Raw genomic sequence first — 22,360 nt, forward strand, 5'->3', positions numbered from 1 at the left:
AAAACGACAACAAGGGGGCGCTAGCATCCCCCTCCATTCCGACAAAAAGACAAGGAGTCAGCATCATGAATAAGCGAATCGCACTGGTTACCGGGGGCATGGGCGGCATCGGCACCGCCATCTGCAAGGCGCTGGCCGACAGCGGCCACATCGTGGCCACCACCTACAGCAAGCCGGGCAAGGAACAAGCCTGGTTGGCGGACATGAAGGAACAGGGTTACGACTTCCACGCCTTCCAGTGCGATGTCAGCGATTTCGACTCGTGCCAGCAGGCGGTGGCCGCCATCACCGAAAAACTTGGCCCGGTGGACGTACTGGTCAACAACGCCGGCATCACCCGCGACGCCAGCTTCCGCAAGCTGGGCAAGGCCGACTGGGACGCGGTGATCAGCACCAACCTCGATTCCGTGTTCAACGTGTGCAAGCCGGTGGTGGAATCGATGCTGGAGCGCGGTTTCGGTCGCGTGATCAACATCTCGTCGATCAACGGCCAGAAAGGCCAGTTCGGCCAGACCAACTACTCTGCCGCCAAGGCCGGCATGCACGGCTTCACCATGGCGCTGGCACAGGAAGTGGCGCGCAAGGGCGTGACCGTCAACACCATCAGCCCGGGTTACATCGGCACCGACATGGTGATGGCGGTACCGGAAGACGTGCGCAACAAGATCATCGCGCAGATCCCGGTCGGCCGGCTGGGCCAGCCGGAAGAAGTTGCCGGTCTGGTCAGCTACCTGGCCTCCGATCTGGCCGGTTTCATGACCGGTGCCGACTTCACCATCAACGGCGGCCAGCACATGATGTAAGCACGCACGCCGCAAGGTTGGCCGCACGCAAAAAGCCGGGATACCTTCCCGGCTTTTTGCTATGCTGCTCTCCCCTTTTTCACACTGATGGAGTCCTGCCATGGCAGAACAGCTGCTGATCGCCGAAGGCTCGCGCGAGGCGCAATACCAGGCCCTGTTGCCGCAGGTGCTGGCACTGATCGAATCCGAGAGCGACATCATCGCCGCCATGGCCAACTGCAGCGCCGCGATCCAGCAGACCTTCAACTGGCTGTGGACCGGCTTTTATCTGGTCAAGGGCGAGCAGCTGGTGCTGGGGCCGTTCCAGGGCCCGATCGCCTGCACCCGCATTCCGAAAGGCCGCGGCGTGTGCGGCAGCGCCTGGGCGCAGGCGCAGACGCTGATCGTGCCGGACGTGGACGCCTTCCCCGGCCACATCGCCTGCTCGTCGGCGGCACGCTCCGAGATCGTGCTGCCAGTGTGTGATGCCGCCGGTACGGTGCTGGCGGTGCTGGACATCGACGCCAGCGAACTGGCGCAGTTCAGCGAGCTTGACCAGCGCTACCTGGCGCCGGTGTGCGCAGCGCTGGGCAAGCTGTTCGGCCAGCCGGCAAGCATCTGACCCACCCGGCACCTACAGCACAGCCAGCCCTGCCGCAGCCAGTGCCGGCTCGCACGGCAGCCACACACTGAACACCGCGCCACCCTGCGACTGATTGGCAGCCTCGATCACGCCGCCACTACGCTCCGCCAGCCCCTGGCACACCCACAGCCCGAGGCCGGTCCCGTCGTGCTTGCTGGTGAAGAACGGATCGAACAGCCGCGCCATGTCGGCCTCGGCGATGCCGTTGCCGTTGTCGGCCACGCTCAGGCGCAGGCCGGGACGGCCGTCGCTGCCGGGGGCGTCGTGCGCCGACAGCGTCAGCACCCCGCCCTGCGGCATCGCCTGGATCGCGTTCAGGATCAGGTTGATCAGGATCTGCTGCAGCTCGAAACGGTTGGCCAGCAGCGTGGCGCTGCTGTGCCACTGTTTCACCACCGCGATATTGCCGCGGTTCATCTGGTAGCCGACCAGCAACAGGCTGTCCTGAAATACCTCCCGCGGCTGCACCTGCTGCAGGTCGCCGGCATACTCGCTCGGCCGCGCGTACTGCAAGAGCTTGGCCACGATCAGCCTGATGCGCTGCACCTGTTCGCGCATCAGGCGGATTTCCGGCAGTACCGGCGCCGCCGCCTCGCCCAGCAGCTCCTGCATCAGCTCCAGATTGCCCTGGATCACCGCCACCGGATTGTTGATCTCGTGTGCGGTGCCGGCCGCCAGCTGGCCGATGGCGGCCAGTTTTTCCGACTTGAACAGCTGCTGCTGCGCGCTGAGCAGGGTGTGGTTGGCCGCCGCCAGCTCGCGCGTGCGCTCCGCCACCTTGCCGTCCAGCTCGCCGGCCCAGCGCAGCATGGCCTGGTTCTGCGCCTCCAGCCGCGCCAGCAGCGCGTCGAAATGCGCGGCCAGCAAGGCCAGCTCGTCCTGCTGCGGCAAGGTGCCGACGCGGGCATCCAGCCGGCCGGCAGCCACTTCGCTCATGGTCTGGCGCAGGCGCTCCACCGGGCCGATCACCGAGCGTGCAAAACGCCAGCTCACCCACGCCGCCGCCGCCATGGTGATGGCGAACAGCACGAACAGCACCGCCAGCGCCATCCACTTGGCCAGCACGAACGGCTGCTCCAGAAACCCGACATACAGCATGCCAATACGTTGGCCGCGGCTGTCGCGCAGCGGCTGGTAGCCGGAGACATACCAGTCGCTGACCACCCGCGCCCGGTTCAGCCACGCCTGACCACGGCCCAGCACCTGCGCCGACACCTCCTGCGACACGCGGCTACCGATTACCCGTCCGCCGCGCGGCTGAGTCACCGTGGTGGCGATGCGGGTGTCGTCAAGGAATAGTGTGGCCGAACCGCGGCTGCTGGCCGGCAGCGAACCCTGCGGGTACACCAGCCGGCGGATACGATCGATGAACTCGAGATTGCGGTTCAGCAATACGCCGCCGACCAGCACCAGCGGCCGCCCCGGCACCCTGGCCGCGGCATGCAGCAACAGGCCGTTGTCACTGACACGACGCCCGCTCGGCCGCGCGCCGGGCGTCGCCAGCAGCACGATGTGTGAGCGGGTGCGCAACGACGGCGACAGCGCGGCCAGCTGCGCCGGGCTGAACACGTCCAGCATGGTGCGCTGCGTGCCGCCGCTGGCGGCCAGTGCCACCGACGGCTGCGGATAGCGCAGGCCCAGGCTGGCCGGCAGCGAAGCCGCCACTACCCGCTGGTGCGCATCCAGCAACAGCAGATAGTCCAGCCCCAGGCTGCGCGCCCGCTCGCGCAACAGCACATCGGAGGAGCGGGCGCGCGGCTGGCGGCGGGCATCGGCCAAGGCCTCGGAACTGGCCAGCGCCTCGATGCTGCGGCCAACGTCGTTCTGCACCCGCTCGAAATAGGTAGCCGCCACCGCCAGATCGCTGCGCACCTTGAACACCAGCAACTCCTCGAATGCCGCCCCGCCCCAGCCGGCCAGCAACAGCAGCAGCACCGGAAAGCCGACCGCCAGCGGCAGCAGCGCCAGGGTGACGAAGCGAGTGCGTACCGAACGGTTCAGCGGCTGCAGCAGGCGCCGCCACAGGCCGGCTACTCGCCCCAGGACAGGCATTTGCGCTCCAGCGTCTTGCGGGAAATGCCGAGCCGGCGCGCCGCCTCCGACTTGTTGCCGGCACAGGCGGCCAGCACCGCGCGAATATGACGGGTTTCGACCTGACTCAGGCTCTCTTCCGCCGGCGCCACCCCGACCAACGGCTCACCGGCGGCCGGCGGCAGCCGCGTCGCCGGCAGGTCCTGCGGCAGATAGCCAAGAATCAGCGAGCGTTCGATCAGGTTTTTCAGCTCGCGTATATTGCCCGGCCAGTCGTAGGCGGCCATCGCTGCCAGCAGCGCCGGCTCCACCTCCACCGGCGCCACCCCCAGCGCCGGGCTGAGCAGATCCATAAAGTGCGCCACCAGCTCCGGCAGGTCCTCGGTGCGCTCGCGCAGCGGCGGCAGCGCCAGCTCCAGCACCTGCAAGCGGTAGTACAGGTCGGCACGGAAGCGGCCGGCGGCGACCTCGTCCGCCAGCGGCTTGTTGCTGGCGGCGATCACCCGCACGTCGACCTTGATTTCCTGCTCCGAGCCGACCGGGCGGATGCTGCGTTCCTCCAGTACCCGCAGCAGCTTGGCCTGGATCGCCAGCGGCAGCTCGGCCACCTCGTCCAGGAACAACGTGCCGCCGCGCGCGTAGTAGAACAGCCCGTCGCGGCTGGCGGCGGCGCCGGTATAGGCGCCCTTCAGATGGCCGAACAGCTCGCTCTCGATCAGCTCCTGCGTGATCGCCGCGCAGTTGACCGGCACGAAGCTGGCGTCGGCGCGCGGGCTGAGCTGGTGCAGCGCGCGCGCCACCACCTCCTTGCCGGTGCCGGATTCGCCCTGTATCAGCACCGTCGACGGCATCGGCGCGAAGCGCTGCAGCAGGCCGCGCAGCCCGGCGATCGCCGCCGAGTGCCCGATCAGGCCATCGCGGCTGACCTTGCTGCGACTGGCGTGCGATGCCACCTCGCGGCGCAGCACCCAGTTTTCCGCCTCCAGCCGCGCGCGCTCGAAGGCGCGACGGGCGGCGTTGATCAGCTGTGCCAGCGAGAACGGCTTGAGCAGGAAATCCGACGCGCCGGCGCGCAGCGCGTCGATGGCGGTTTCCACGTCGGCAAACGCGGTCATCAGGATCACTTCGCTGTTGACGCCGCGCTCGCGCAACTGTTTCAGCCAGTTGACGCCGGACATGCCCGGCAGCGAGATGTCGAGCACGATCAGGTCGAAGCGCTGCTGCGCCACCAGCGGCTCGGCCGCTTCCACGCTGCCGGCGGTGTGCACGCTGCCGCAGCGCGACTCCAGCGCCCGCTTGATGAAATTGACCATGCCCGGCTCGTCATCGACCACCAGCACGCTGTAGCTGTCCCACTGCCTGGCCGCCGCATTTTTGCTTGCGGCCAACGTTTCGTCTTGCTGCAAAAGCTTGTTCCCCTCATGGACAAATTGACCCAGCCCGCGCAGCGGCGTTGCGACTATTTGTCCGTTCAAGCCGGGCCTGATGACCGGCATTCATGACGCAAGTGACTGTTTATTCTGGGTTTTGACAAAAGCCCTACCACGGGCACGGCAAATGCTATGCCAAGACTATTGCGCGGGCTCGCCCGCGTCAAACGCGACAACCCAAAAACAAGAGGAGAGCCATGATGGAAGTGAACCGGCGGCAGTTCTTCAAACTGAGCGCGGCGCAGATCGGCACCGCTAGCCTGGTGGGCATGGGCTTCAGCCCCAGCCAGGCGCTGGCCGAGGTGCGCCAGTACAAGCTGATGGGCGCCAGGGAGACGCGCAACACCTGTACCTACTGCTCGGTCGGCTGCGGCGTGATCCTGTACAGCCTCGGCGATGGCGCCAGGAACGCCAAGTCGGAGATCTTCCACATTGAGGGCGATCCGGATCACCCGGTCAGCCGCGGCTCGCTGTGCCCGAAAGGCGCCGGCCTGCTCGACTTCATCCACAGCCCGAAACGGCTGCAATACCCGGAAGTGCGCGAGGCTGGCAGCAGCGAGTGGAAACGCATCGGCTGGCACGACGCCATCCACCGCATCGCCCGCCACATGAAGGCCGACCGCGACGCCAACATCGTCGCGACCAACGCTGACGGCGTGCCGGTCAACCGCTGGCTGACCACCGCCATGCTGACCGCCTCCGCCGGCTCCAACGAGACCGGCATCATCACCCAGAAATTCCTGCGCAGCCTGGGCATCATCGCCACCGACGCGCAGGCGCGCGTCTGTCACGGCCCGACGGTGTCGGCGCTGGCGTCCACCTTCGGCCGCGGCGCGATGACCAACAGCTGGGTCGACATCAAGAACGCCGACTTCATCCTGGTGATGGGCGGCAACGCCGCCGAGGCGCACCCGGTCGGCTTCAAATGGGCCATCGAAGCCAAGAAGACCCGCGGCAGCAAGCTGATGGTGGTCGATCCGCGCTACAACCGCACCGCCGCGGTGTCCGACCTCTACCTGCCGATCCGCGCCGGTGCCGATATCCCCTTCCTCGGCGGCGTCATCAACTGGCTGATCGCCAACGACAAGATCCACTGGGACTACGTGAAGGCCTACACCAACGCCAGCTTCATCGTCGGCGACGGCTTTGCCTTCGAGGACGGCCTGTTTTCCGGCTACGACGAGGCCAAGGACAAGTACGACCACAGCAGCTGGACTTACGCGCTGGACGAGGCCGGCAACGCCAGAACCGACCCCACGCTGCAGCATCCGCGCTGTGTGTGGCAGCTGATGAAGGCGCACTTCGCCCGCTACACGCCGGAAGTGGTCACCAACCTGTGCGGCACGCCGGTGGATGGCTTCCTCGAAGTCTGCAAACAGCTGGGCGAAACCGCGCGTCCGGACAAGGTCGGCACCATCCTGTACGCGCTGGGCTGGACGCAGCACACCGTGGGCGCGCAGAACATCCGCACCATGGCGATCATCCAGCTGCTGCTGGGCAATATGGGCATGCCCGGCGGCGGCGTGAACGCGCTGCGCGGCCACTCCAACATCCAGGGGCTGTCCGACCTCGGCCTGCTGTCGACCAGCCTGCCCGGCTACCTGACGCTGCCCAACGAAAAAGACCACCCCGACTTCGCCAGCTACCTCGCCAAGACCACGCCCAAGCCGCTGCAGCCGGGGCAGATGAACTACTGGGGCAATACACCGAAGTTCTTCGTCAGCCTGATGAAGTGGCTGTGGGGCGACAACGCGCGCCAGGACAACGACTGGGGCTACCACTGGCTGCCGAAGTGGGACAAGCTGTACGACGTGCTGCACATCGTCGAGCTGATGCACCAGGGCAAGATGAACGGCTTCATCGTGCAGGGCTTCAACCCGCTGGCGTCCTTCCCCGACGCCAACAAGGTCACCGAATCGTTCTCCAAGCTGAAATACATGGTGATCATCGACCCGATCGCCACCGAGACCTCTACCTTCTGGCAGAACCACGGCGACAGTCACGACGTCGACCCGGCCAGGATCCAGACCGAGGTGTTCCGCCTGCCGTCCACCTGCTTTGCCGAAGAAGACGGCGCCATCGTCAACTCCAGCCGCTGGCTGCAGTGGCACTGGAAAGGCGCCGACGCGCCGGGCGAGGCCAAGGGTGACAACGAGATCATCGGCGAGCTGTTCACCGCGCTGCGCGAGCAGTACCGCAAGGAAGGCGGCAAGGTGGCTGAGCCTATCCTCAACGTGGCGTGGAACTACCGCGACCCGGCGGCACCGTCGCCGGAGGAACTGGCCAAGGAAATGAACGGCAAGGCACTGGCCGACCTGCCGGACCCGAAAGAGCCGGGGAAATTCCTGGCCAGGAAAGGCGAGCAGATCCCCGGCTTTGCCGCGCTGCAAGACGACGGCAGCACCGCGAGCGCCTGCTGGATCTTTGCCGGCTGCTGGACGCAGGCCGGCAACCAGATGGCACGCCGCGACAACAGCGACACCGGCCTGGGCAACACCCCCGGCTGGGCCTGGGCGTGGCCGGCCAACCGCCGCATCCTGTACAACCGCGCCAGCTGCGACCCGGCCGGCCAGCCGTGGGACGCCAAGCGCAAGCTGATCGGCTGGAACGGCGAAAAATGGGCCGGTGCCGACATCCCCGACTTCAAGGCCGATGCCGGCCCCGATAGCGGCATGAACCCGTTCATCATGAACCCGGAGGGCGTGGCGCGGCTGTTCTGCACCGACAAGCTGGCCGACGGCCCCTTCCCCGAGCACTACGAGCCGATGGAAAGCCCGATCGGCACCAACCCGCTGCACCCGAAAGTGGTCAGCAGCCCGGCGGTGCGCATCTTCAACACCGACCGCGAGCGCCTGGGCACCCATCACGACTACCCGTACGTGGGCACCACCTATCGGCTGACCGAACACTTCCAGTTCTGGACCAAGTCGGTGCTGCTCAACGCCATCGCGCAGCCGGAGCAGTTCGTCGAGATCGGCGAGGCGCTGGCGCGCGAAAAAGGCATCGTCCAGGGCGACACGGTGAAGGTCAGCTCCAAGCGCGGCTTCATCAAGGCCAAGGCGGTGGTCACCAAGCGGCTGATGGCGCTGAAGGTCAACGGCCAGACCGTGCACCAGATCGGCATCCCGCTGCACTGGGGCTGGGAGGGTGTGGCGCAGAAGGGCTACCTCACCAACAGCCTGCCGCCGGCGGTGGGCGACTGCAACACGCAGACCCCGGAGTACAAGTCTTTCCTCGTCAACCTGGAAAAAGCATAAGGAGCGCCGGACATGGCATTGCAATCCCTGGACATTACCCGCCGCTCCGCCAGCCCCACGGCCAGCCCGCAAGCGCGCAAGACCATCGAGATCGCCAAGCTGATCGACGTGTCCACCTGTATCGGCTGCAAGGCCTGCCAGGTGGCGTGCTCAGAGTGGAACGACATCCGCGAGGAAGTCGGCCACAACATCGGCGTCTACGACAACCCGACCGACCTGTCCGCCGACGCCTGGACGGTGATGCGCTTCGCCGAGGAAGAGAGCAACGGCAAGCTGGAGTGGCTGATCCGCAAGGACGGCTGCATGCACTGCGCCGACCCCGGCTGCCTGAAGGCCTGTCCGTCGCCGGGCGCCATCATCCAGTACAGCAACGGCATCGTCGACTTCCACCAGGAAAACTGCATCGGCTGCGGCTACTGCATCTCCGGCTGCCCGTTCAACGTGCCGCGCATCAGCCAGCAGGACAACAAGGCCTACAAGTGCACCATGTGTTCCGACCGCGTGGCGGTGGGCATGGAGCCGGCCTGCGTCAAGACCTGCCCTACCGGCGCCATCCAGTTCGGCAGCAAGGAAGACATGAAGCAGCTCGCTGCCAGCCGTGTGGCCGACCTGAAAACCCGTGGCTACGCCGGTGCCGGCCTGTACGACCCGCAAGGCGTGGGCGGCACCCACGTGATGTACGTGCTGCACCACGCCGACAAGCCGCAGCAGTACTCGGGCCTGCCCAAGGACCCGCAGATCAGCCCTGCCGTGCAGCTGTGGAAGGGCTGGCTCAAGCCGCTGGCTACCGTCGGCATCGCCGCCGCCGGCCTGTTCGGTTTCTTCCACTACATCACCGTCGGCCCCAACCACGCCGACGACGAGGAGGATGACACTGCGGCCAACGTTGGCCGCAAGGAAAAACAGGAGGACAAGGCATGAAACCGCAACTGATCCGGCGTTATTCCGCCGCCGAGCGCATCAACCACTGGATTGTCGCCGTCTGCTTCATCCTGCTGGCGCTATCCGGCCTGGCGTTCTTCTACCCGGCCTTCTTCTGGCTCACCGGCGTATTCGGCACCCCGCAACTGGCGCGCATCGTGCACCCTTTTGTCGGCGTGCTGATGTCCGTCGCCTTTGCACGGCAGTTCTTCCGCTACTGGCACCACAACCTGCTGACGCGTGACGACATCCAGTGGATGAAGTCGGTGAAAACGGTGATGCAGGGCCACGAGGTCGGCGACACCGGCAAGTACAACGGCGGCCAGAAAGGCATGTTCTGGCTGATGTGCGCATGCATGGCCGTGCTGCTGGCCTCCGGCATCATTGCCTGGCGGCCCTATTTCGCCGGCCACTTCCCGATCCCGCTGATCCGCATCGCGCTGCTGGCGCATGCCTGGGCGGCAACCATCCTGATCGCCGGCATCATCGTGCACGTGTATGCCGCGTTCTGGGTGCAAGGCACCATCCGCGCGATGGTGGAAGGCGTGGTCAGCCATGCCTGGGCGAAGAAGCACCACCCGCGCTGGTACCGCGAAGTGACGGGCAAGCAGAAATGAGCGGCCGCTGCCCGTTGCCGCAGGCGGCCGATGCGCTACCGGCCAGCCGCCACTTGCCGGTGCTGCGGCTGGCAGGGGCTGCGGCCAACCTTGCCGAAGACCAGCTGATCGAAGAAGTGCCGGTGGCGATGGTGTACAACGGCGTGTCGCACGCGGTGCTGCTGGCCACGCCCTGCGATCTGGCCGACTTCGCGCTCGGCTTTTCGCTGAGCGAGCACATCCTGCACGCCCCCGATGAGCTGTACGACTGCGAGATCATCACCGCAACCGGCGGCATCGAGCTGCAACTGGAGATCGCCAGCGCCCGTTTTGCCGCGCTGAAACAGCGCCGGCGCAGCATGGCCGGCCGTACCGGCTGTGGCCTGTGCGGCGTCGACAGCCTGGACGCGGTGGCGCAGACCATCGCGCCGCTACCGTTGCGGCCAAGCTTGCGCGCCGCCGCGGTCGCCCGCGCGGTGGCGGAGCTGCCGCACTGGCAGCCGTGGCACCACGCCACTGGCGCCGCGCACGGTGCCGCCTTCTGCAACGCCGACGGCGACATCCTGCTGGCGCGCGAGGACGTCGGCCGCCACAACGCGCTGGACAAGCTGATCGGTGCGCTGCGCCGGCAGCGGATCGATACCGGCGACGGCTTCGTGCTGGTTTCCAGCCGCGCCAGCTACGAGATGGTGCAAAAGACCGCCAGCGCCGGCATCGCCGCGCTGGTGGCGGTATCGGCACCAACCGCCTACGCGGTGGCGCTGGCCGAATCCTGCGGCCTGCTGCTGGCCGGTTTCGCCCGCCCCGGGCGGCTGGTGGCCTACAGCCAGCTGCCGCGCCTGATCCGCCCCGAATTGACGAGACCCCACCATGACCCAGTTTATTGATACTGCCGCCCACGCCGCGACACCGGCGCTGCGCCTGGCAACCCTGACCGTGTTCAGCCGCCGTGCCGAACGCCTGCAAACGTTGGCCGCAAACCACCCGCTGCGCGATTTCCTGCTGTTCTGTGCCGCACTGGCCCGCGCCCAGCACGCCTGCCTGGCCACCCGGGTGGAACACGCGGTGGCCGACAGCGCCAGCCTGCGCCAGTTGCTGACGCTGCTGCGACGCCACCTTGACGTCGAGCTGCCGCCGGACAGTCACAGTGCGCTGCTATGCCTGCTGGTGCTGGACGATGCCGCGCTGCAGGCGCTGGCCGACGCGCTGCGCCACGGCCGGTACGACGCGCACAGCCCGCTGGCCGCCGCCTGGCCCTTGCTCGGCGCCGCCCTGCAGGTGCAGGCCACCATCGTCGTGCGGCAGCAGGATGTCGCCGCGCTGCCGGCCGGCGAGACGGCATGCTGCCCGGCCTGCGGCGGCCTGCCGGTGGCGTCCGTACTGCGCCGTGGCGATAGCGGCCACGCCGTGCGCCACGTCTGCTGTTCGCTGTGCGCCAGCGAATGGCACGTCAGCCGCGTCAAGTGCGTCGCCTGCGGCAACACCCGCCAGCTGCAGTACCACAGCCTCGCCGACCGTGACGCCGCCGCGCCGCAGCCGGACCGCAAGCAGCCGCACGCCCATCGCGGCACGCAGGAGCTGGAGTGCTGCGACAGCTGCCACGGCGCGCTGAAGGTGGTGTCGCGCCTGCAGGATGCCAATGCCGACGCTTTTGCCGACGACGTGGCGTCGCTGACGCTGGACCTGCTCGCCGGCGATGCCGGCTACGGCCGCATCGGCTTTAATCCCTGCTTCCTGCCAGCACGGGATTGACCCCGGCAAACGCACCGTTTCACCCCGCGCGGCAAGCGGCAGCGCGTGAAAACGGCCCGCCGCAGGGTTATTCCCGGCCAGGGCCGTTTGACAAAGCGATGCGCCGGGCAAAGCCGGCCCCCAAGAACAGGCCGGATAAGCCATCAACTGCGGCGTTGCCGGGTTTGCCCCTGGAATACTGCGCGGCACGTGCTGCACCTTGTTCCGGCCGGTTTTGACTCAAACGCGATCTACAAACGAAACGTCAACAGGCCCTAGTTCTTACGGTCTAGCTGCGGTAATGCTTTGTGTAGCTGGCAGGCTGTCTGGCAGTGCGTAAAATGAGGCATAATCCCCATTTACCTTGGAAGGACACCGCATGTTGTCAGACCGCTTCGGCCGCACTATCGACTACCTGCGCATTTCAGTCACCGATCGCTGCGACCTGCGCTGTACTTATTGCATTCCCAAAGGCTTCAAGGACTTTGAGGAACCGGGCAACTGGCTGACCTTCGACGAGATCACCCGCGTGGTGGCCGTGTTCAGCCGCCTGGGCACCCGCCATTTCCGGTTGACCGGCGGCGAGCCGCTGCTGCGCCGCAACCTGCCGGCACTGGCCGCCAGCCTGTCAGCACTGGAAGGCGTCGATGACCTGTCGCTGACCACCAACGCCACCCAACTCAGCCAACAGGCGCAAGCGCTGCGCGATGCCGGGGTCAACCGCATCAATGTCAGTCTCGATTCGCTGCGCGGCGATTGCGTCAGCCACATCACCGGCAGCGACTGCCTGGACAAAGTACTGTCCGGCCTCGCCAGCGCCAGCCAGGCCGGCTTCGACAGCATCAAGATCAACATGGTGCCGATGCAGGGCGTCAACGACGGCGATATCGAAGCCATGGTCGCATTCTGCATCGAGCACGGCTTCATCCTGCGCCTGATCGAGGCAATGCCGATGGGCAGCACCGGGCAACATGCAGCCGGCCTCGACCTGCAAAAACTGCTGGCACAACTACAGCCGCGCTTCGGCCTGCTGCCATCGGACCAGCCGCTGGGCGGCGGCCCGGCCCGCTACTGGCGCACGCCGGATGGTCGCTTCACCCTCGGCCTGATCACCCCGATCTCGCAGCATTTCTGTGCCAGTTGCAACCGCGTGCGACTGTCGGTGGACGGCACGCTGTACATGTGCCTGGGACAGGAAGAACGCTTCGAACTGCGCCCGCTGCTGCGCGCCGGTTGCAGCGACGCCGAGTTGGAAACCGCCATCCGCAATGCCATCGAACTAAAACCGGAAAAGCACGAATTCATCGAAAAACCAACGCGCATCGTACGTTTCATGTCGATGACCGGAGGTTGACCATGCCGCTGGCCGACCCACTGCTGGAAGGTTTTCGCCGCTTCCAGCAGCAATATTTCTCGCCCGAAAACGACCTGTTTGCCGCACTGCGTCATGGCCAGCGGCCGGTCACACTGGTGATCGCCTGCTGCGATTCACGCGTACATCCGCCAGCACTGATGGGCAGCCAGCCCGGCGAGATGTTCGTGATCCGCAACGTCGCCAATCTGGTACCACCCCACTCCCCGGACAACCAGCATGCCAGCGTTGCCGCGGCCCTGGAATTTGCCGTACTGAGCCTGCAGGTAGCACGTATCATCGTGATGGGGCATGCCGGCTGCGGCGGCATCCGCGCCCTGATGCTGCGCAGCACACCACAGGACAGTGCCCTGACGCACTGGCTGAATATTGCCGCCCCGGCCCGCGAACTGGTCTACCGCCATCACGCGGCAGAAGACGAAGCCAGCCGCCTGCGCCGCTGCGAGCAGGCCGGCATTCTGGTATCACTCAACAACCTGCTGACTTACCCGTGGCTGGCGGACAAGGTAAAGGCCGGCGAAGTCACTCTTGACGGCTGGTATTTCGATCTGAACGATGGCACGCTGTGGGGACTGGATGCCCCGTCCAACCAGTTCATACCGCTGGTCTGCCCGCTCGGCCAGCAATAAATCCCGTTCCTTGCATGCGACATGGTGCCCTCGCGGCGCCATTTTTTGTGTCTGCGGCAAACAAGTCCGGCCACCCCCCGATTGCCGCCGCTCCCTGCCTTGACCATCCCGCGATAGCGATTGGCATGGCACCCGAGGCGTATCCTGCACAAGTCCGCCAGCGGGTCATCACCAACATCCGGCACCGGGAAAAGCGGTAAGCCGATGCCTGCAAAACATTGCGGCCAACCTTGTACAAGGTTGGCCGCAATGTTTCCGGATCGCCCCGCGCGAGCGCGTCAGCCTACTCGCCGAGGCGGGCCAGCGATTGCGGATCGTTGAGATTGCTGAAGGCGCGGGTATCGTCAAAATCGGCAACGCGGCACTCCAGCAGCGCAAGAAAACCGCGCAGGCTGCGCCCGCCGCCGGCCAGGTAGTCCGGCAGCCGGACCAGTGCGCCGCGGCGCAGCAGCGCACAAACTGGCTGCGGCCCGTTGATGGTACTGGGACAACAGGCGTCGGCGCACGGCTCCGCCTGCAGGATGGCCAGCTGTCGCGCTACCAGATCATCCGGTAGCAATGGTGCATCACACGGCACCAGCTGCACGTAGTCGATGCCGTCCGGCAGCTTGTCCGCCAGAGTGGCGACACCGGCCAACGGCCCCATGCCCTGCCAGGCCGCCTCGTCGGCGAATACGGCGTGGCCGCTGGCCGCGTAATCGTCCAGATGACGGTTGGCGCTGATCGCCAGCCAGCCGGCCTGCGGTGCCAGCCGTGCCAGCACGTGGCGGTACAAAGGTTGGCCGCACCATGGCAGCAGGCCCTTGTCCCGGCCGCCCATGCGCCGGCCTTCGCCGCCGGCCAGCAGCAATACGGCAACCGGCTCAGTCATGCCAGCGCTCGCAGGCCGCGTCGTCGCTGGCCTTGGCCTCGACCCAGCGGCTGCTGCCGTCGACAAAATCCTCGCGCTTCCAGAACGGGGCCTGCGTCTTCAGGTAGTCCATCAGGTATTCGGCGGCGGCAAAGGCGCCGACACGGTGGCCGGCGGCGATGAGCACCAGGACGATGGGCTCGCCCGGCACCAGCGCTCCGACGCGATGGATGACACGACAGGCACTCAGCGGCCAGCGTGCCGCTGCCTGGCCGGCGATACGGCGGATTTCCGCCTCGGTTACACCGGGATAGTGTTCGAGGAATAGCGCCGCCAGCGGGGTGGCTTCATCGTGGGCACGTACCATGCCCTGAAATGCCACCAGTGCTCCCGCATCACCGGCATGCGCGCGCAGCGCCAGCTCCTCGGCACCCAGATCGAAAGCGGCGGTTTGTACGGTAACATCGCAATACATGTCAGCCTCCGGTCACCGGCGGCAGAATGCCGACCTCGGCGCCATCGGGAACCGGCACCTCGCCATGCACGATCTGCTGGTTAACCACCAGGCGGAATACCTTGCCCGGCGCCAGTGCCGCCGCCCAGTCTTCGCCGCGCGTACGCAGCTGCGCAAGCAGGGCCGTGCTGCTGCCGCCATCCCAGGCTAGCGTTTCCTCGCTACGCCCCAGCACATCCTTCAGAACACCAAAATACAGTAGCGTGATACTCATGCAGAATCCTTCAGCCAGTTAACAATAAAACCGGCAATCGCGTCATGGTCATCCAGCGGCAATTGCGGTAAAGTGGTGGCCGTTGCGGTATCGGTGGCCAGTGCGATCACGAACGGGTCATCCGGATACAGCCACGGCTTGCCGCAAGCGGCACGATGCACCTCGATGCGCGGCAGCGGCAATGTCTTCTGGCCTTCCAGCAGCACCAGATCGACTGCGGCCAACCTTGACAGCTGCTGCTGCAACGTTAGCGGCTGCGGCGTTTCGGCAAACAGGCCAAAACGGTAGGGTGATACTACCATCACCTCGTGTGCACCGCTGGCACGATGGCGCCGGCTGTCCTTGCCGGCAACATCCAGCTCGATATCATGATGACTGTGCTTGATCACCGAAACCGTCAGCCCGTGAGCCGCCAGCAACGGTAATAGTCCGCCTATCAATGTGGTTTTGCCGCTACCGGACCAGCCGGCAATACCCAACACTTTTTGCATAGCATCCCCCATTGGTGGATTGTGATCTGCGCCATACGGCGCTATCGTTCGACCCAACCCTATATTTGATGATCCAGATGAATCCGCTTACCCACTTCAATGCCGCAGGCCAGGCCCACATGGTCGATGTCGGCGACAAGCCGGAGACCCGCCGCATAGCCGTGGCTACCGGCCACATCACCATGCAGCCGACCACCTTCACCCTGCTGCAGGACGGCAACGCCAAAAAAGGCGACGTTATCGGCATCGCCCGCCTCGCCGCCATTCAGGGCACCAAGCAAACGGCAAGCCTGATCCCGCTATGCCATCCGCTGGCATTGACCCGCGTGAATGTCGATTTCAGCGTGGAAGAGGCCCTGTCGCGAGTACATATTTTTGTTACCAGCGAAACCGTCGGTCGCACCGGTGTGGAAATGGAAGCACTCAGTGGCGTGATGGCCGGCCTGCTTACTGTTTATGACATGCTGAAGGCGGTGGACCGCGGCATGCAGATCGATGGCGTGCGCCTGCTGGAAAAACAGGGTGGCAAGAGCGGCCACTGGCAAGCCGGCAGCAGCGATTCTGCGCCGCACAGCCAGTGCTGACCATACGCCGGACGAACTAAATCATGCCCCTGCCTGCCCCGCCCTCCGTACGCAGCCTGTCCAGCAAGCTACTGATCCTGACTATCATCTGGCTGGTGCTGGCGATGACCTCCATCGGCTATACCCTGGTACTGTCATGGAAACTGGAAGGCGGCGCTGCCGCCATCAATGATGCCGGCAGCCTGCGCATGCGCAGCTACCGTGTTGCACTGCTGGTCAGCGAAGGCGCCAATCCCGCACAGATCGGGCAGGAAGCCGCCCGCTTCAGCGACACCATGGCACGATTGCGCAAGGGCGATCCGGGACGACCGTTATTCCTTCCCGACAACGCGGAAGTACGCGCACAGGCCGCTGAAATTGCCCGCTACTGGCAGCATGACATGCTGCCAAACATGACAAGGGAAAAGCTCGATCCGAAAAACCCGCCGCCAGACATCGACCTTGGCGCCTTTGTCAACCGCATCGATCGCCTGGTACGGCTGGTGGAAGAGGACAACGCACGCAATACCACGCTATTGCGCTTCTTCCAGATGACACTAATGGCGATGGCCGTCTTCGGCGCCATCACCATGATGTTCCTGATGTTCCTGCTGATCATCCGCCCGCTGAATGAACTGGGCGAGGCCATCGTGCAGGTACGGGACGGTGAACTGGCAACGCGGGTACCGGTAGTCGGCAACGACGAATTCGCCATCCTCGCTACCGGCTTCAACCAGATGGCCGGCCGCCTGCAGGAACTCTACGCGACACTGGAAGACAAGGTTCGTGACAAGACCCGCTCGCTGGACGAAAAAAACCACCAGCTGACCGCACTTTACAGCGTCACGGCCTACCTGCACGAGTCGCACGACCTCAACACCATGTGCAAGGGCTTCATCGAACGCCTGATCCATCTGACCAATGCCGATGCAGCCAGCGTGCGCATCGTCGACAGCAAGCGCGGCAAGCTGGAGCCGGTAGCGCAGATCGGCCTGCCGGACGATCTGGTCTATACGCACGACTGTATCCATATCAATGGCTGCTACTGTGGCGATGCCGTCGACCAACCCAGTGCCGTGATCCGTTTCTTCCGTGAACTACCCCAAAAAGAACAGAAACATTGCGAGCGTGCCGGCTTCCACAGCGTGTCGATCTTCCACATCCGGGCCAACCAGCAAAACGTCGGCATCTTTACGCTCTATTTTGACGATGACACCCGCCTCAGCGCACAGGAGCAGTTTTTGATCGAAACACTGGGCAGCCATCTTGGCGTTGCCATCGAAAACATCCGGCTTGCCGCGCGCGACCGGCAGTTTGCCGTCTCGGAAGAGCGCAACCTGATGGCACAAGGCCTGCATGACAGCATCGCACAGTCACTATCGTTCCTGAATCTGCAGGTGCAAATGCTGGAAAGCGCACTTGGCGACACGCACGACGAGCAGGCCCGTGAAAATCTGGCATTCATCAAGACCGGAGTGCAGGAATGCTATGACGATGTACGTGAACTCCTGCTCAACTTCCGCACCCGCATCAGCAAGGAAAACTTCCCGGATGCCGTCAACACCTTGCTCAAGCGTTTCGAACAGCAGACCCGGGTACTCACCCAGCACCAACTGCGCGGCAACGGCTTGCCGCTGGATCCGGAACAACAGCTGCAGGTAATCTTCATCTTGCAGGAAGCACTGTCCAATGTGCGCAAACACGCACAGGCAAACCGTGTCGATATCGACATCAACAATCAGAACGACTTTGTAATGCGCATCAGTGATGATGGCTGCGGCTTCGATGCCGCAATGCTGGCAGCACGCCAGGCGCGCCACGTCGGCATATCCATCATGCAAGAGCGTGCCTCCCGCATCAACGCCCATATCCGGATCGACAGCCGTGACGGAGGCGGCACCACCGTCACCCTCACCCTGCCGCACACAGAAAGACAAGCTGCATGAACACCCCCATCCGCATTTTATTGATCGACGACCATACCCTGTTCCGCAGCGGCCTCAAGGCACTATTGCAACGCCAGCCTGACCTGGAAGTCATTGGCGAAGCTGCCGACGGACTGGAAGGCGTAAAACTGACTGAGCAGCAGAAACCCGATGTCGTACTGCTGGATCTGGACATGCCGGTCATGCATGGCCGCGATGCGCTGTCGCAGATTCTGGTTACCCAACCACAGCAGGCCGTACTGATGCTGACCGTATCAGAAGATGGTGAAGATCTTGCAGAATGCATGAAGAGTGGTGCACGCGGCTATCTGCTGAAAAACATCAATGCCGATTTTCTGCTCAGCAGCATCCGCCGGGCAGTAGACGGTGACAGCGTACTGTCCCCGGAAATGACGGCCAAACTGGTAGCACGACTGCGCACCCCGACAATCGAAACGCGCAACCCGGAGCTGGAGAGCCTGACTCCGCGCGAGCGCGAAACACTCAGCTACCTCGCCTCCGGCGCCAGTAACAAGGAAATCGCCCGTGCGCTGGACCTGGCGGAAAGCACCATCAAGGTGCACGTGCAGAACATCCTGCGCAAGCTTGGCCTGAGCAGCCGGGTACAGGCCGCGGTATATGCAGTGGAGCACGGTCTGGACAAGGCCTGAGAACCTGCCGCAACCACTGGCACTCTACGGCTGACAGGTGGCAGGGGTATCCACCCCGCACCCAAAACAATGCGGCCAACCTTGAACAAGGTTGGCCGCATCGTCATTGCCGGATGAAAAACGCGCTTCAGGCTTGCGAGGTGTGCTTGAAGCGATCGACCTGCGCCACCAGTTCGGTCGCAGTCCGGTTCAGCTGCGTCGACAGCGCCGCCGCTTCATCCACGATCAGCGCATTGTCTTCAGCCAATGCCGCGATGCGGCTGATATTGACGGCGACCTCGTTGCTGGCTGCGGCCTGCTGCTGCATCGCTGCTGCCGTATCCTGGCTCTTGGCTGCGGACTGGTTGGCTTCATCATGGATACCGTCCAGATCCTGCAAGGTGGCCCGCACCAGATCCAGGCCGCTGTCCATGCGCGTACGTGCGGTGCGCATCTGGCCGGCAGCATTGGCCGTTTCGTTGGTGATTACCTCGATCAGCTGGGTGATCTCCACCGTTTCCTTGCCGGTGCGCTCCGCCAGCTTGCGCACCTCGTCGGCGACGACGGCAAAGCCGCGGCCCATTTCGCCAGCACGAGCAGCCTCGATCGCCGCATTGAGCGCCAGCAGGTTGGTCTGGTCGGCGATATCACGGATTGCCGTGATGATCTGACGGATACTCTGCGACTTGTCGGCCAGACTGACGATCACCTCACCGGCACTGTCCAGCGAGCCGGCGGTATGCTGCATCGCCTCGGTTGTTTCCTGCATCCGCTCACGACCGGCATTGACACCCTGGCGCATTTGCTGTGCTACGGCCAGGTTGTCGTGGGTGTTGTCACGCACCGAGGCAATACCGACGGTCATCTCCTCCACCGCTGCAGCCATCTGGGTCGACGATTCACTCTGCGCCTCGGCAGCAGACGCCGCCCGCGCTGACACTGCCTGCAACGCCTCGGCCGCACTCATCAGGCTATGAGCATTGCTTTTCACTACCTTCAGGGTGCCGGCAAAAGCGCCGACCAGCTCGTCAAAGGCACGTCCCATGCGTGCAATCTCATCATTGCCATCCAGCCTCGCCCGTGGTGCCAGATCCAGATCACGGCTCATGCTGGTCATCAACTGCTCCAGATACATCACCGGCTTGCGGATGCTGCGGTATACGGCCAGGCCACCGACCAGCAACAGCAGCGATAGCAGCAAGGTGCCACCCAGGGTAACCAGCAGGCTGTTGCGGGCTTCATCCATTTTCTGCGCAACGACTTCATCCAGCTGCTGCAACAGTTTTTCCTGTGCGATCCTCAACTGGCCCATTTGTGCCGATGTGGCAGTGAACCATTGCTCCGGCGTTACGCTCGACGGCATACCCGGTTCGGCACCATAGACTGTGGCGCGCAACTGTTTCAGGGCCGCGGCGGCATCAGACTGCAGGAATGGTTTCAGCGATTGGGCCAGCTCCGGCGGCGCCAGCAGCAGCAACTGCCCGGCGCAGGCATCCTGGTATGCCTGCAAGCCGATGGCCTGGCCAAGACTGGTCTGGGTCAGACCTCCTGCCGCCAGCACACCATTGACGAAGCCACGTTCACGGCCGGCATACTCTCTGGTACACAGCAGATTGGACAAGGCCGCACTGAAGCGGATGACATCACCTTCATCGGAGGCCGTAGCAAGGCCGGCCACCAGCCCGATTTGTGCTTCGATTTGCTGGCTGTAGGCAGCAAAGGCGGCTGGTGCCGCCAGGCTGCGGTTGTCAATTGCGGCACGCTGTCCCAACAGGCTGCGCACGCCACTGGCCACGGTATTGGCATGCTGCCTGACCTCACCCTCCGGCAGTGTCGGCACCATATTTTCCAGAGCTTTCAATGCGGCATCAGCCTTGACCCGTGCCTCGCTCAGGCCGGCCGGAACGGCACCCTGCCCGCTGAGATAGCCATTACTCAGGCCGCGCTCGGTCTGCAGCGTGTCCACCAGAGTGGACGCCAGGGTCGATACCGTTACCAGCTGCCTGGCTTGCTGCATGTCGCCAAGAAAACTGTAACGCTGCAACGATAGCGTGGAGGCAAGGAAGAAGGTCATCAGGCCAAAAGGCAGGACAAGCAGGATCAGCTTGCCGCCGATACTGAGACGGGAAAGCATGGCATTAACTCCGGTGGGTAGAGAAATCGTGGCAGATGTGTTCTGAAACAGCTATTTTTTATTTTGTCGCAAGCACCAAGCATGACGCACTGCAATGATCCGGCCAGTCCGCTTGGCAGTACCGCAATAATACCTTGTACTGCAATATGCACAGACATTATAAACACAAAAAAGGCCTGACTGTGAAATCAGGCCTTTTTTTTACAGCATTACTTATTAACGGCGTGGACGCACCAGCTGCCAGCTGCGACCGAGGTAGGTAACGGCACCAAAGCCGCTCCATACGTGCACCAGACGGGTGAACGGGAAGATCACAAACAGCGACATGCCCATGAACAGGTGGGCCTTGAACACCGGCGAGGCGTCGACGATGAACTGCGCGGCGTCGCCACGGAAGGTGACCACGTGTTGCGCCCAGGTCATCAGCAGCACCATCTCATGGCCGTCCATGTGCTGGGCGGACACAAAGATTGTGGACAGACCAAGCACCAGCGTGGCCAGAATCCACAGCAGTACCAATTTGTCACGCCAGGTGGTGTTGGCCGCCAGGCGGTCGTTGCCCAAGCGGCGAGACAGCAGCAGCAGCAGACCGATAAGGCACAAGGTACCCATGATGCCGCCCATGGTCATTGCGAAGCCCTGTTTGAAGCTGTGCGATACGCCCAGCGCGTCCCATACCGCCACCGGGGTCAGCAGGCCGACCAGGTGGCCGAAGAACAGGCCGATAATGCCAAGGTGGAACAGGATGTTGCCCAAGCGCAGGCTGCCGCGATGCAACAGCTGGCTGGATTCACTCTTCCAGCTGTATTGCTCGCGCTCAAAGCGCATCAGGCTGCCTAGCAGGAAAATTGCCAGCGCAATGTAGGGATAGATCCCGAAAACGAATTGATGCAAGTAATCCATTTGTCTCTCCTTGTCGCGGCCAACCTTGCACGTTGGCCGCAAGACGGAATCAACGGGTCACGGCGTGGCCGCATGTCCACCAGGTTGACGGGGGTAGAAATTGACTGGGGCGATCTGCGGCAGCGAGGGCTTCAGCAGCGGCTCAACACCATCGGCACCGGGGCCAAAGGTTTCCAGCGCTTCGTCCATATCACGAATCGGCGGCACCGACAGCGGCTCCGGAGCCACCGGTGACAACGACACCAGCGCCCGAAGCACACCGGCATAGTCGCTGCCACTCTCCACCAGCTTGCCCGCAAGATGAGCCAGTACATGTACGGCATCACCGAGCAGGCGCTTGGCCTCATCTGCCTCGCACAACGACAGGAACTCCAGGAACAGCGGCACGTAGTCGGGCAGCTCTTCGCTGACCGGCTCGAAGCCGTGCGCCTTGTACTCTTCGATCAGGTCTACCATCGCCTGGCCACGGGCACGGTCCTCGCCATGAACATGCTCGAACAGGTGCAGCGAGTGCGACGGACTACGGTCGAAAATTTGTACATAGTCCTGCTGCACCTCGATCAGCTCGCCACTGCCCAAACGCTGCAGCAGCGGCTCGACAGCCGCCACCAAGGTGGCATCGTCGGCCAGCACTGCACGGATTTCCGGCAGCGCAGCGATCAGGTCGGGCTGTGGGTAACCCAACAGCGCCGCCAGCGCACGATAAATCATCGGGTTGTGCATG

General features: G+C 64.1%; 21 protein-coding genes. 12 read left to right on the plus strand and 9 right to left on the minus strand.

The genetic code is table 11. The annotated features are described in order from the left end of the window. Window positions 1–65 precede the first annotated feature (65 nt). Together IE083_RS05925 and msrC are read left to right on the plus strand one after the other, a co-directional pair. Window positions 66–803, plus strand: a complete 738-nt coding sequence (locus tag IE083_RS05925) for a beta-ketoacyl-ACP reductase (protein WP_189352705.1) — start codon at window positions 66–68, stop codon at window positions 801–803. Window positions 804–903: 100 nt separating this feature from the next. After that, window positions 904–1,404: a free L-methionine (R)-S-oxide reductase MsrC gene (msrC, locus tag IE083_RS05930; RefSeq protein ID WP_189352706.1), complete on the plus strand. Its 501-nt coding sequence runs from the start codon at window positions 904–906 to the stop codon at window positions 1,402–1,404. A 12-nt stretch (window positions 1,405–1,416) separates the two neighbouring features. On the opposite strand, the gene IE083_RS05935 is transcribed toward msrC, so the two are convergent. Both IE083_RS05935 and IE083_RS05940 read right to left on the minus strand, forming a co-directional pair. After that, window positions 1,417–3,477, minus strand: a complete 2,061-nt coding sequence (locus IE083_RS05935) for a sensor histidine kinase (protein WP_189352707.1) — start codon at window positions 3,475–3,477, stop codon at window positions 1,417–1,419. After that, window positions 3,456–4,844, minus strand: a complete 1,389-nt coding sequence (locus tag IE083_RS05940) for a sigma-54-dependent transcriptional regulator (protein WP_229799628.1) — start codon at window positions 4,842–4,844, stop codon at window positions 3,456–3,458. The genes IE083_RS05935 and IE083_RS05940 overlap by 22 nt, the downstream gene beginning before the upstream one ends. Window positions 4,845–5,086: 242 nt before the next feature. On the opposite strand from IE083_RS05940, the gene fdnG reads away from it, so the two are divergent. From fdnG to IE083_RS05975, 7 genes are all read left to right on the plus strand, one after another. Next, on the plus strand, window positions 5,087–8,143 hold the full coding sequence (fdnG, locus tag IE083_RS05945; protein WP_189352751.1) for a formate dehydrogenase-N subunit alpha: 3,057 nt from the start codon (window positions 5,087–5,089) through the stop codon (window positions 8,141–8,143). A 12-nt stretch (window positions 8,144–8,155) separates the two neighbouring features. Continuing rightward, complete coding sequence (fdxH, locus tag IE083_RS05950) at window positions 8,156–9,064, plus strand: formate dehydrogenase subunit beta (protein ID WP_189352709.1); 909 nt, start codon at window positions 8,156–8,158, stop codon at window positions 9,062–9,064. Next, a complete protein-coding gene (locus IE083_RS05955) occupies window positions 9,061–9,681 on the plus strand; it encodes a formate dehydrogenase subunit gamma (protein ID WP_189352710.1) in 621 nt (206 codons plus the stop codon). The genes fdxH and IE083_RS05955 overlap by 4 nt, the downstream gene beginning before the upstream one ends. Further along, window positions 9,678–10,547: a formate dehydrogenase accessory sulfurtransferase FdhD gene (gene fdhD, locus IE083_RS05960; RefSeq protein ID WP_189352711.1), complete on the plus strand. Its 870-nt coding sequence runs from the start codon at window positions 9,678–9,680 to the stop codon at window positions 10,545–10,547. The genes IE083_RS05955 and fdhD overlap by 4 nt, the downstream gene beginning before the upstream one ends. Continuing rightward, complete coding sequence (gene fdhE, locus IE083_RS05965) at window positions 10,531–11,412, plus strand: formate dehydrogenase accessory protein FdhE domain-containing protein (protein ID WP_189352712.1); 882 nt, start codon at window positions 10,531–10,533, stop codon at window positions 11,410–11,412. Before fdhD ends, fdhE begins: the two co-directional genes overlap by 17 nt. A 358-nt stretch (window positions 11,413–11,770) precedes the next feature. Then, window positions 11,771–12,745, plus strand: coding sequence for a GTP 3',8-cyclase MoaA (moaA, locus tag IE083_RS05970; protein WP_189352713.1), 975 nt, complete (start codon window positions 11,771–11,773; stop codon window positions 12,743–12,745). Window positions 12,746–12,747: 2 nt separating this feature from the next. Continuing rightward, complete coding sequence (locus IE083_RS05975; protein ID WP_189352714.1) at window positions 12,748–13,392, plus strand: carbonic anhydrase; 645 nt, start codon at window positions 12,748–12,750, stop codon at window positions 13,390–13,392. A gap of 283 nt (window positions 13,393–13,675) precedes the next feature. Here IE083_RS05975 and mobA read toward each other — a convergent pair whose 3' ends face one another. The 4 genes from mobA to mobB are packed head-to-tail and all read right to left on the minus strand — an operon-like array spanning window position 13,676 to window position 15,473. After that, window positions 13,676–14,263, minus strand: a complete 588-nt coding sequence (mobA, locus tag IE083_RS05980) for a molybdenum cofactor guanylyltransferase MobA (RefSeq protein WP_189352715.1) — start codon at window positions 14,261–14,263, stop codon at window positions 13,676–13,678. Then, the gene (locus IE083_RS05985; protein WP_189352716.1) at window positions 14,256–14,717 is read right to left on the minus strand and encodes a molybdenum cofactor biosynthesis protein MoaE; all 462 of its coding nucleotides are present in this window, start codon (window positions 14,715–14,717) and stop codon (window positions 14,256–14,258) included. Before IE083_RS05985 ends, mobA begins: the two co-directional genes overlap by 8 nt. A gap of 1 nt (window position 14,718) precedes the next feature. Continuing rightward, a complete protein-coding gene (locus IE083_RS05990) occupies window positions 14,719–14,970 on the minus strand; it encodes a MoaD/ThiS family protein (protein ID WP_189352717.1) in 252 nt (83 codons plus the stop codon). Next, window positions 14,967–15,473 (minus strand): molybdopterin-guanine dinucleotide biosynthesis protein B, encoded by a 507-nt coding sequence (gene mobB, locus IE083_RS05995; protein WP_308426734.1) that lies wholly within the window; start codon window positions 15,471–15,473, stop codon window positions 14,967–14,969. Before mobB ends, IE083_RS05990 begins: the two co-directional genes overlap by 4 nt. A gap of 65 nt (window positions 15,474–15,538) precedes the next feature. Here mobB and moaC point away from each other — a divergent pair, with 65 nt between their 5' ends. Genes moaC through IE083_RS06010 form a run of 3 tightly spaced genes read left to right on the plus strand, consistent with a single transcriptional unit; the run spans window position 15,539 to window position 18,620 of the window. Continuing rightward, the gene (gene moaC, locus IE083_RS06000; protein ID WP_189352719.1) at window positions 15,539–16,045 is read left to right on the plus strand and encodes a cyclic pyranopterin monophosphate synthase MoaC; all 507 of its coding nucleotides are present in this window, start codon (window positions 15,539–15,541) and stop codon (window positions 16,043–16,045) included. A gap of 23 nt (window positions 16,046–16,068) precedes the next feature. Next, window positions 16,069–17,970 (plus strand): type IV pili methyl-accepting chemotaxis transducer N-terminal domain-containing protein, encoded by a 1,902-nt coding sequence (locus tag IE083_RS06005; protein ID WP_189352720.1) that lies wholly within the window; start codon window positions 16,069–16,071, stop codon window positions 17,968–17,970. Further along, window positions 17,967–18,620, plus strand: coding sequence for a response regulator (locus tag IE083_RS06010; protein WP_189352721.1), 654 nt, complete (start codon window positions 17,967–17,969; stop codon window positions 18,618–18,620). The genes IE083_RS06005 and IE083_RS06010 overlap by 4 nt, the downstream gene beginning before the upstream one ends. Window positions 18,621–18,747: 127 nt before the next feature. On the opposite strand, the gene IE083_RS06015 is transcribed toward IE083_RS06010, so the two are convergent. From IE083_RS06015 to narJ, 3 genes are all read right to left on the minus strand, one after another. After that, the gene (locus tag IE083_RS06015; RefSeq protein ID WP_189352722.1) at window positions 18,748–20,733 is read right to left on the minus strand and encodes a methyl-accepting chemotaxis protein; all 1,986 of its coding nucleotides are present in this window, start codon (window positions 20,731–20,733) and stop codon (window positions 18,748–18,750) included. Window positions 20,734–20,949: 216 nt separating this feature from the next. Continuing rightward, window positions 20,950–21,636, minus strand: a complete 687-nt coding sequence (gene narI / locus IE083_RS06020) for a respiratory nitrate reductase subunit gamma (RefSeq protein WP_189352723.1) — start codon at window positions 21,634–21,636, stop codon at window positions 20,950–20,952. Window positions 21,637–21,693: 57 nt separating this feature from the next. Continuing rightward, window positions 21,694–22,359, minus strand: a complete 666-nt coding sequence (gene narJ / locus IE083_RS06025; protein WP_189352724.1) for a nitrate reductase molybdenum cofactor assembly chaperone — start codon at window positions 22,357–22,359, stop codon at window positions 21,694–21,696. Window position 22,360: the final 1 nt, after the last annotated feature.

Origin of the sequence: Vogesella fluminis (genome assembly GCF_014652335.1) — a bacterium.
GTDB classification, from domain to species: Bacteria; Pseudomonadota; Gammaproteobacteria; order Burkholderiales; family Chromobacteriaceae; genus Vogesella; species Vogesella fluminis.